General features: G+C 73.4%; 7 protein-coding genes. 6 read left to right on the top strand and 1 reads right to left on the bottom strand.

Translation table 11 applies throughout. The features are described 5' to 3' along the window. The first annotated feature begins 305 nt into the window (after nt 1-305). Both SSBG_RS14195 and SSBG_RS14190 read left to right on the top strand, forming a co-directional pair. Nucleotides 306-548: a hypothetical protein gene (locus tag SSBG_RS14195; RefSeq protein WP_037869753.1), complete on the top strand. Its 243-nt coding sequence runs from the start codon at nt 306-308 to the stop codon at nt 546-548. Nucleotides 549-789: 241 nt separating this feature from the next. Then, entirely contained in the window at nt 790-1326 is a 537-nt protein-coding gene (locus SSBG_RS14190; protein ID WP_037869750.1) for a bacterial proteasome activator family protein, read from the top strand. Nucleotides 1327-1749: 423 nt separating this feature from the next. Here the strand turns inward: SSBG_RS14190 and SSBG_RS14185 are convergent, their stop codons facing one another. After that, nucleotides 1750-3564, bottom strand: coding sequence for a protein kinase domain-containing protein (locus SSBG_RS14185; RefSeq protein ID WP_008746806.1), 1815 nt, complete (start codon nt 3562-3564; stop codon nt 1750-1752). A 356-nt stretch (nt 3565-3920) separates the two neighbouring features. On the opposite strand from SSBG_RS14185, the gene SSBG_RS14180 reads away from it, so the two are divergent. From SSBG_RS14180 to SSBG_RS14165, 4 genes are all read left to right on the top strand, one after another. Next, the gene (locus SSBG_RS14180; RefSeq protein ID WP_008746805.1) at nt 3921-5579 is read left to right on the top strand and encodes a protein kinase domain-containing protein; all 1659 of its coding nucleotides are present in this window, start codon (nt 3921-3923) and stop codon (nt 5577-5579) included. 589 nt (nt 5580-6168) lie between these two features. Further along, entirely contained in the window at nt 6169-7458 is a 1290-nt protein-coding gene (gene pdhA / locus SSBG_RS14175; RefSeq protein WP_008746804.1) for a pyruvate dehydrogenase (acetyl-transferring) E1 component subunit alpha, read from the top strand. A gap of 2 nt (nt 7459-7460) precedes the next feature. Continuing rightward, on the top strand, nt 7461-8441 hold the full coding sequence (locus SSBG_RS14170) for an alpha-ketoacid dehydrogenase subunit beta (protein WP_037869749.1): 981 nt from the start codon (nt 7461-7463) through the stop codon (nt 8439-8441). 17 nt (nt 8442-8458) lie between these two features. Then, entirely contained in the window at nt 8459-9889 is a 1431-nt protein-coding gene (locus tag SSBG_RS14165) for a dihydrolipoamide acetyltransferase family protein (RefSeq protein WP_008746802.1), read from the top strand. The last annotated feature ends 47 nt before the right edge of the window (nt 9890-9936 follow it).

Genomic DNA, 9936 nt, shown 5'->3' with positions numbered 1-9936 from the left:
GGCGCCCCCACTCCCCTCGCCCACCGGCGCCGGAACAAAACACACCCCCCACCCCCTCCGCGTCCCTCCCCCCGGCCACGCTCGCCCCCACCCCCCCTGCCTCCCACCTCGGCGCCTCGCTCCCCTCCGGGAGTCCCGGCCCCTCCACCTCCTCCGCCTCGCCCGGCGAAGGCCCGGCCGGTGCCTCCGCAGGCGGCGTGCCTTCCCGTACGGCCTCCCCGTCCCGCACCGGACGTGGAGCGCCCTCGCCGCGTCGCCCGGCCACCTCCCCCGCGCCGCTCGCCGTGCCTGCCCCTCCGCCGCCCATGTCCTCGGCACCCCGGCACGTGCGCGGCCCCTCCACCGTGCCCCCAGCAGCGGAACGACCCGAAGAGGGCACCCAGGCCGGGGAACTGCCCCTCGCCGACGAGGTCCCTTTCCCCGTGGGGCCGAGCGGCACGGGATTCCTCACGGACGGCCGCAGCCGGCTCGTCCTCGGCGGCGGTCTCATGTGCCTGGGCTGCGGCCTCGCCACCGCCCTCCTGGCCTTCCGCCTGCGCCGCGCCTGACCCGACGGGCCGACCGCACCCCCGCACCCCACCCCGGCCGTCACTCCGTACGCCCCACTCCCCCCACCGTCCGCGCCCCATCCGGCCGGTATCGCCCGCGCACCCGCTCCCGTCCTCACCCCTCGCGGCGGCGCGACAGCGCCACAGCGCCACAGCCTCCGCCCGTGCCCCGCAGCCCCCGTTCCGCTCCTCACCCCCCACTCCCTGCAAGCAATCTCCTGCGGTGCGAGAGAATGACCGTATGGAGATCCCGAGGAACGAACGGTCGCAGGAGCAGCCGCAGGTCCTGGTCGTCGGGCAGGAGGGGATGGCGCTCGGCGGTGGGGCTGTGGACGACGAGTCGGGGGAGACCCCGATCACCGAGATGGTCGCCCAGCCCGCGAAGGTCATGCGGATCGGCAGCATGATCAAGCAGTTGCTGGAGGAGGTGCGGGCCGCGCCTCTCGACGAGGCGAGCCGGGCCCGGCTGCGGGAGATCCACGCCAGTTCCGTCAAGGAACTGGAGGACGGGCTCGCTCCCGAGCTGGTGGAGGAGCTGGAACGGATCTCGCTCCCCTTCACCGACGAGGTCACGCCGAGCGACGCCGAGCTCCGGATCGCGCAGGCACAGCTCGTGGGCTGGCTGGAGGGCCTTTTCCACGGCATCCAGACCACGCTTTTCGCCCAGCAGATGGCCGCTCGCGCGCAGCTCGAACAGATGCGCCGCGCGCTGCCGCCCGGCAGCGGCGGCGAAGAAGCCGACCTCGGCGGCGGTCGTACGGGCGGCCCCTACCTCTGATCCCCGCCGCTCACCCCTGCCCGTGACCGCCCGGAGCACCGGGACGGCGCATCGCCGCGACCGGAGCGGCGGGTCAGGGCGAAGAGCGGGGCACGGCGAAGGCGGGCCACGGCGCACAGCGGGCCACAGGGGGCCACAGCGAAGAAGGGCGGCGACCGGAACACGGAATCCGGTGCCGCCCTTCGCCGTCCCCGTCCCGCACCGCCCCCCGCGCGCCGGTCAGATCCCGTACGTCGGCCCCCGGCCCCGCGCGCCGGTCAGGCCCAGTACGCCGCGCCCACGCCCCACCTCAGGCTCCGTACGCCCCGCGTCAGGCCGTACGCCGCCCCGCGCCCCGCACCAGGCCCTACGCCGCCCCGCGCCCCGTCCGCCGCCTCGGCCCCGCGCCCGGCCACGTCCGCCGCCTCCGGCCCCCGCCCTCCGTCAGGCCGGGTTCCCCGTCGAGACCCGCAGGGTGATCGTCGGACGGTTCTTCTTGTCGACGTCCTTGTTCGGCTCGGGCTTCTGGCTGATCACCGTGCCGTCACCGAACGTGTTGTTGTCGACCTTCTCGACCGTCCACTTCCAGCCGCCCGCGCGCAGGCACGCCTGCGCCGACTTGAGGTACTTGTACTGGACGTCCGGCACCATCACCTTGTCCGGTGCCCACGACAGCGGCTTGTCCGAGACGCACTTGTCCGGGTCCAGGGTCCGGTCCGTCTCCGGGCTCCGGTAGCCCTGCGGGTGGGCGGGGGACCTCTGGGCCACCGGCTCGCGGTCGGGCTCGTCCTTGCTGTCGCCCGGCGGGAACGCGGCCCACAGCACTCCGCCCAGCACCACGAGCGTCGCCGCGGTGATCATGAGGATCGTCCGCCCCTTCTTCCGCCTGGGCTTCGGTCCCCCCGCCCCGCCGCCGCCACCCGGCCCGCCCGTGCCGGCCGGGCCGCTCGCCCCGCCGCCGTTCTGCGGATACCCGTACGCGCCGGAGCTCTGCCCGTACGAAGGCGCGCCGTTCCCGTACGCGGCACCCCCGTTCCCGTACGACTGTGTCTGCCCGTACGGGTTCGGCGGCGGGCTCTGGTAGCCGCCCTGCGAGGCCCCGTACGCGGGCGGAGGCGTGCCGAACGCCTGCGGCCGCGCGGTCTGCGGAAACCCCTGCTGCGGCACGGGCGGGAAAATCGCCTGCCCCGCCTGCCCCGCCTGCCCCGCCTGCCCCGCACCCGCACCAGCACCGGACACTGCACCCGGACCGGCCCCCGCACCGGACCCAGCCCCCGAGCCGGCCCCCGCGCCCGCCCCCGTCAGCGACCCCGCCACCCGCTCGCACTCCTCCCGCATCGCCTCCGCGTGCGGGAAACGCTCGGCGGGGTTCTTGCGCAGGGCGCGGGCGATGAGCGCGTCGATCGCGGGGGGCAGCGCCCTGTTCAGCGTCGAGGGGACCGGCGGGGGCTCCTGGACATGCGCGTACGCGATCGCGAACGGCGAGTCCGCCTCGAAGGGGAGGCGTCCGGTGAGGAGCTGGAAGAGCATGACGCCGACCGAGTAGATGTCGCTGCGCGCGTCCACGGGGCGGCCCAGCGCCTGCTCGGGGGAGAGGTACTGAGGGGTGCCGACGACCATCCCGGTCTGCGTCATCGAGGTGACGCCGGACTGGATGGCCCGCGCGATGCCGAAGTCCATCACCTTCACGACCCCGCGCCGGTTCACCATGACGTTGCCCGGCTTGATGTCGCGGTGCACGAGCCCCATCTCGTGGCTGAGCTCCAGGGCCGCGAGCACGTCACCGGTGATCTTCAGCGCGCGCTGCGGCGGCATCGCCCCGTGGGCCCGTACGTCCCGTTCGAAGAGCGTGCCGAGCGGATCGCCCTCGATGTACTCCATGACGATGTACGGGGTCGTCGCGCCGTCGAGCTGGTCCTCGCCCGTGTCGAAGACGGAGACGATGTGCGGGTGCGCGAGCTTCGCCACGGCCTGGGCCTCGCGGCGGAAGCGCTCGCGGAAGGCGGGCTCGCGGCCGAGGTCGGTGTGGAGCGTCTTGATCGCGACCCGGCGGTCGAGCGCGGAGTCGTACGCGAGGTGGACGGACGCCATGCCGCCGGCCCCGAGCAGCTCCTCCAGCCGGTACCGGCCACCCGCCACCGTCTTGCCGACGTAGCGGTCCCGCACCGCGTCGTCGCCGCCCGCGTATCCGTCCCGTGCCTCGCCGCCGTCCGCCGCGTTCCCCGCGTGGGCGTCGCGCGCGTGGTCGTCCTGGCTCATGTCCCCCGCCGTCCCCGCCGTCCCGGTGCCGGTCCGGGCGCGTTCCGGCCTCCCGGCCGTTCTCGATGTGCTCCGGCCGCGTGCGATGATCCCTGACCGGTCCCCGCCAAGTCTGCCCCAGGGCACGGGAAGGTCAAGCGAGGTGCCCGAGTCGTGACCGTACGCGGTACGACCGCGGGGGCGGGCGTGACGTGGGGCACACCGGCGCGGCCGGTGAATATGCCCGGCCTGCCGTGCGGCGGGCCGGATGGTCGTTCCGTCCCGGACTGCGGGGCCGCTGTGAGGCTGTAGCGTGGCGACGGAGGACCGTGACAACCCCCGCACGGACCGCGGGACAGAAACGACGGCGAGGACCGATGGCACAGACGCAGCGCGCCCAGGGCCCGTCCGACCCGGAGGCGACTGGCGGCCCCCTGTCGGACGCCCCCGAGTCCTTCGGCAACGGAGGACTGGTCGGTGACGGCCGCTACCGGCTGACCCACCGCCTCGGCCGGGGTGGCATGGCCGAGGTGTGGGCCGCCGAGGACGTACGTCTCGGCCGCACCGTCGCGGTCAAGCTGCTCCGTGCCGACCTCGCCGAGGACCCCGTCTCCAAGGCCCGTTTCACGCGTGAGGCGCAGTCCGTCGCGGGTCTCAACCACCATGCCGTCGTCGCGGTCTACGACTCCGGTGAGGACACGGTCGGCGGCAACGTCGTGCCGTACATCGTCATGGAGCTGGTCGAGGGCCGGACGATCCGTGAGCTGCTGCTCAGTGCCGAGGCGCCCACCGCCGACCAGGCTCTGATCATCGTCTCCGGTGTCCTCGACGCGCTCGCCTACTCGCATCAGCACGGCATCGTGCACCGTGACATCAAGCCCGCGAACGTCATCATCACGAACTCCGGCGCCGTCAAGGTCATGGACTTCGGCATCGCCCGCGCGCTGCACGGCGCGCAGTCCACGATGACGCAGACCGGCATGGTCATGGGCACCCCGCAGTACCTCTCCCCCGAGCAGGCGCTCGGCAAGGCGGTGGACCACCGCAGCGACCTCTACGCGACCGGCTGCCTCCTCTACGAACTCCTCACCTCGCGCCCGCCGTTCACGGGCGAGACCCCGCTCTCGGTGGTCTACCAGCACGTGCAGGACCCGCCCGTGCCGCCCTCGCAGACGGCGGAGAGCTGCCCGCCCGAGCTGGACGGCCTCGTGCTCCGCGCGCTCGCCAAGGAGCCGGACGACCGCTTCCAGAGCGCCGAGGAGATGAGCGGCCTCGTCCAGTACGCGCTGCAAATGCTCCACGACCAGGGGGCGTTCACCGGGAGCTGGAACACCGGGCACGTGGACGTGGCCGCCTTCGGGACGCCCCAGCAGGGCCCCGCGACCACTCCCTTCGGCAGCGGTACGGCCCAGATCCCGCAGCAGCCGATGCTCCGGCCGCTCGGCGAGGACGACGGCGGGTACGAGGGCGGGGGCCGCCCGCAGCGCGGCGGCAGCCGGGCGCGGCTCTACGTGGTCGTCGCGCTCGTCGTCGTCGCGATCGCCGTCGGCGCCGCCTTCGCGGTGCCGAAGCTCACCGGCGGCACTTCCGGCGACACGGACAAGAAGCCGCAGCCCTCCGCCTCGCAGACGGAGAAGAAGAAGGAGAAGAAGACCACCGAGCCCACCAAGTCCGCCGAGGAGGAGCAGGGCGGCGGCACGGACAACGGCACCGGTACGGGTGACGGGGGCGGCTGGACCGAGGACCGGCCCAGCCAGGGTGGCAACCAGCAGTCCCGGCCGACGCCGACGAAGAGCGACCAGGCTCCCGAGGGCGGCAACGGCGGCGACCCGCAGCCGAGCCACACCCAGGGCGAGGGCGGCACCGACCCCGGCACCGGCGAGGAGACCAAGGACCCGGGCTACGGGCAGCAGTCCCAGCCGACCGACCCCGGCGGCGGCGACGGCGGCCAGGGCGGCCAGGACCCGGGCGGGGACCCCACCACGGGCGGCGGCGACCCGGGCGAGGGCGCCGAGTCCCCCGGCACGGGCGGCTGAGCCGCACGCACCCCCCGACCACCACGAGGGCCGGACCGATCCCCTGATCGGCCCGGCCCTCGCGCGATGTTCCACGTGAAACATCCCCCACGCCCGCACCCGCCCGTATATCCCCCTTTTGTCCGCTCCCTCCCCCGGATGGCGGTCACTCCCCGGCCCGTCGGCACTTCCGCGCCCCCGATCCCGCCGGCGGAGCACTCCGCGCGCCCGCCCCCGCCCCTTCCCGCCCCCGCGAGGCCCCCGGACATTGACTCTTCCCGTTCTCGGGGTGCGCGGGTTAACGTGCCCGTGTTCCGGCCCCCTGCGAGGCTGTGACCAGGAGATGCGCGCGAAGCCTTCCCCGGCTTTCTGGATTTACTTGGAAATCCAAGCAAAATTGCAGGTCAGCGGGGGTTCGCGGAGTATTGCCGCACTGGGTAACGTGCTTGTTGCAGGGGCTCACCGGGGCACTTGTCACGCCTGTTCCCGGCCGAGCCGCACCCACCCCGTGCGCGGGAGGGGAGCAGGCGCCTTCCCTCTCCGTCCCAGGAGACGGAGGGATACCCAGCTTCCGGCAGATCCCGGGAGCCGGACCGACGGAGGAACACACGTGACTGCCAAGAAGGCGCCGGCGCGAGCCGCTGCGCCCGCCCCGGCGAAGAGCGCCGCCAGCACGGCCAGGAGCGCCGCCGCCCAGGCCAAGGCCCCCGCCCGCCGCGGCTCGGCGGCCAAGACGCCCGCCACCGCCCGCAAGGCCAAGGCCACCCCCGCGAAGAAGGCCACCCCCGCCGCGAGCACCGCGCCCGCCGGTGAGCCCGAGCTGGTCCAGCTCCTCACCCCGGAGGGCGTCCGCGTCCCCCATCCGGAGTACGACCGCTGGGTCGAGGACATCACGCCCGAGGAGTTGCGCGGTTTCTACCGCGACATGGTCCTCACGCGCCGCTTCGACGCCGAGGCGACGAGCCTCCAGCGTCAGGGCGAGCTGGGCCTGTGGCCCTCGCTGCTCGGCCAGGAGGCCGCGCAGATCGGCTCGGGCCGCGCGCTGCGCCCCGACGACTACGTCTTCCCCACCTACCGCGAGCACGGCGTCGCCTGGTGCCGGGGCGTGGACCCGACGCTCCTCCTCGGCATGTTCCGCGGCGCGAACAACGGCGGCTGGGACCCGACGAGCAACAACTTCCACCTCTACACGATCGTGATCGGCTCCCAGGCCCTGCACGCGACCGGCTACGCGATGGGCATCGGCCTCGACGGCGCCGACTCCGCCGTCGTCGCCTACTTCGGCGACGGTGCCTCCAGCCAGGGCGACGTGGCCGAGGCGTTCACCTTCTCGGCCGTCTACAACGCGCCGACGCTGTTCTTCTGCCAGAACAACCAGTGGGCCATCTCCGAGCCCACCGAGCGCCAGACCCGCGTCCCGCTCTACCAGCGCGCCCGCGGCTACGGCTTCCCGGGTGTCCGCGTGGACGGCAACGACGTCCTCGCCGTCCTCGCCGTGACCCGCGCCGCGCTCGCGCACATCCGCTCGGGCCAGGGCCCGATGCTCGTCGAGGCGTTCACGTACCGCATGGGCGCCCACACGACCTCCGACGACCCCACCCGCTACCGCGCGGACGACGAGCGGCAGTCCTGGGAGGCGAAGGACCCCATCGAGCGGCTGCGCGCGCACTTGCTCGCCGAGGGCCTGGCCGACGAGGCGTTCTTCGCCTCGCTGGAGGAGGAGAGCGAGGCCATGGGGCGCAGCGTGCGCGAGGCGATCCGCGCCATGCCGGACCCGGACCGCCTGGCGATCTTCGAGAACGCCTACGCGGACGGAAGCTCCCTCGTGGACGAGGAGCGCGCGCAGTTCGAGGAGTACCAGGCGTCCTTCGCTGACGTCTCGGCCGGAGAGGGCGAATGACCATGGCCGCGGAGAAACTGGCACTGGCGAAGGCGATCACCGAATCGCTGCGCACCGCCATGGAGAACGACCCCAAGGTCCTCGTGATGGGGGAGGACGTCGGCAAGCTCGGCGGCGTCTTCCGCGTCACGGACGGCCTCCAGAAGGACTTCGGCGAGCGCCGCGTCATCGACACCCCGCTCGCCGAGTCCGGCATCGTCGGCACCGCGATCGGTCTCGCGCTGCGCGGCTACCGGCCCGTCGTGGAGATCCAGTTCGACGGCTTCGTCTTCCCCGCGTACGACCAGATCGTCACGCAGCTCGCGAAGATGCACGCCCGCGCGCTCGGCAAGATCAAGCTGCCCGTCGTCGTGCGCATCCCCTACGGCGGCGGCATCGGCGCCGTCGAGCACCACAGCGAGTCGCCGGAGGCGCTGTTCGCGCACGTCGCGGGCCTCAAGGTCGTCTCGCCCTCGAACGCCTCGGACGCGTACTGGATGATGCAGCAGGCCATCCAGAGCGACGACCCGGTGATCTTCTTCGAGCCCAAGCGACGCTACTGGGACCGTGCCGAGGTGGAGCGCGAGTCGATCCCGGGCCCGCTTCACAAGGCGGGCGTCGTGCGTGAGGGCACGGATGTCTCGCTCGTCGCGTACGGGCCGATGGTCAAGACGTGCCTGGAGGCCGCCGAGGCCGCTGCGGCGGAGGGCAAGTCCGTCGAGGTCGTGGACCTGCGCTCGATGTCCCCGATCGACTTCGACACCGTGCAGGCCACGGCGGAGAAGACCGGGCGGCTCGTCGTCGTGCACGAGGCGCCCGTCTTCCTCGGTACGGGCGCGGAGATCGCCGCCCGCATCACGGAGCGCTCCTTCTACCACCTGGAGGCCCCCGTCCTGCGGGTCGGCGGCTACCACGTCCCCTACCCGCCCGCCCGGCTGGAGGACGAGTACCTCCCGGGCCTCGACCGGGTGCTCGACGCCGTCGACCGCTCGCTCGCGTACTGAGACGGGGGGAAGGAGCCATGACGACGATGACACGACAGACCACAGGGCTGCGCGAGTTCAAGATGCCCGACGTGGGCGAAGGGCTCACCGAGGCCGAGATCCTCGGCTGGTACGTCCAGCCCGGTGACACCGTGACCGACGGCCAGGTCGTGTGCGAGGTCGAGACGGCGAAGGCGGCCGTCGAGCTGCCCATCCCGTTCGACGGAGTGGTCCGCGAACTGCGCTTCGCCGAGGGCACCACGGTCGATGTCGGCCAGGTGATCATCGTGGTGGACACGGGTGGCGGCGAAGGCGACGAGGGTACGAAGCCGGTCGGGGCCGCCGAGGCACCGGCGGCCCCCGCCGAGGCTGCCCAGGCGCAGCCGGCCGGGCGCCAGCCCGTGCTGGTCGGCTACGGCGTCGCCGAGTCCTCCACGAAGCGCCGCCCGCGCAAGGCGGCCCAGGCCCAGCCCGCGACGGAGAGGGGACGGGTCAACGGCAACGCCCACCCCGCACCGGCCCCCGCCGCGCCCGCCCCTGCGGCGCGCCCGCTCGCCAAGCCGCCCGTCCGCAAGCTCGCGAAGGACCTCGGCGTCGATCTCGCCACCGTCGTCCCGAGCGGCGCGGACGGCGTCATCACGCGCGAGGACGTGCACGCGGCCGCCACGCCCGTATCGCGGGCCGCGCAGGAGCCCGGACCGGCGCCGGAGCCCGTGGCCCCGCAGGCCGCCGAGGCGGCGGAACCGGCGCCGGAGTCCGTCCCGGGCGCCCGCGAGACGCGTATCCCCGTCAAGGGGGTGCGCAAGGCGACCGCGCAGGCCATGGTCGGCTCGGCCTTCACCGCGCCGCACGTCACGGAGTTCGTGACCGTGGACGTGACGCGGACGATGAAGCTCGTGGAGAAGCTCAAGGCCGACCCGGACATGGCCGGACTGCGGGTCAACCCGTTGCTTCTCATCGCGCGCGCCCTGCTCCTCGCGATCCGCCGCAACCCGGAGATCAACGCGGCGTGGGACGAGGAGAACCAGGAGATCGTGGTCAAGCACTACGTGAACCTCGGGATCGCCGCCGCGACCCCGCGCGGGCTCCTCGTGCCGAACATCAAGAACGCGGACGATCTCTCGCTCGCCGAGCTGTCCACCGCGCTCTCGGACCTCGTGGGCACCGCGCGCGAGGGCCGGACGAGCCCGGCGGCGATGCGCGGCGGCACGGTGACGATCACCAACGTCGGTGTTTTCGGCGTCGACACGGGCACGCCGATCCTCAACCCCGGCGAGTCCGCGATCCTCGCCGTCGGTGCGATCAAGCCGCAACCGTGGGTGCACAAGGGCAAGGTGAAGCCCCGCCAGGTCACCACCCTGGCGCTCTCCTTCGACCACAGGCTCGTGGACGGCGAGCTGGGCTCGAAGGTGCTCGCGGACATCGCGGCGGTCCTGGAACAGCCCAAGCGGCTGCTGACCTGGGGCTGAGCACGAGCCGTACGGCAGAGGGGGCGTGGCCCGCACACGAAGTGCGG

Source organism: Streptomyces sp. SPB074, from assembly GCF_000154905.1.
GTDB lineage: Bacteria > Actinomycetota > Actinomycetes > Streptomycetales > Streptomycetaceae > Streptomyces.
The sequence above is the reverse complement of the archived record's forward strand: the minus strand, read 5'-3'. Positions and strand labels throughout refer to the sequence as shown.

What these genes read in the sequence shown, in the direction of transcription:
- SSBG_RS14195 (WP_037869753.1), top strand. Translation starts at nt 306, where the DNA reads ATGTCCTCGGCACCCCGGCACGTGCGCGGCCCCTCCACCGTGCCCCCA.
- SSBG_RS14190 (WP_037869750.1), top strand. Translation starts at nt 790, where the DNA reads ATGGAGATCCCGAGGAACGAACGGTCGCAGGAGCAGCCGCAGGTCCTG.
- SSBG_RS14185 (WP_008746806.1), bottom strand. Translation starts at nt 3,564, where the DNA reads ATGAGCCAGGACGACCACGCGCGCGACGCCCACGCGGGGAACGCGGCG.
- SSBG_RS14180 (WP_008746805.1), top strand. Translation starts at nt 3,921, where the DNA reads ATGGCACAGACGCAGCGCGCCCAGGGCCCGTCCGACCCGGAGGCGACT.
- SSBG_RS14170 (WP_037869749.1), top strand. Translation starts at nt 7,461, where the DNA reads ATGGCCGCGGAGAAACTGGCACTGGCGAAGGCGATCACCGAATCGCTG.
- SSBG_RS14165 (WP_008746802.1), top strand. Translation starts at nt 8,459, where the DNA reads ATGACGACGATGACACGACAGACCACAGGGCTGCGCGAGTTCAAGATG.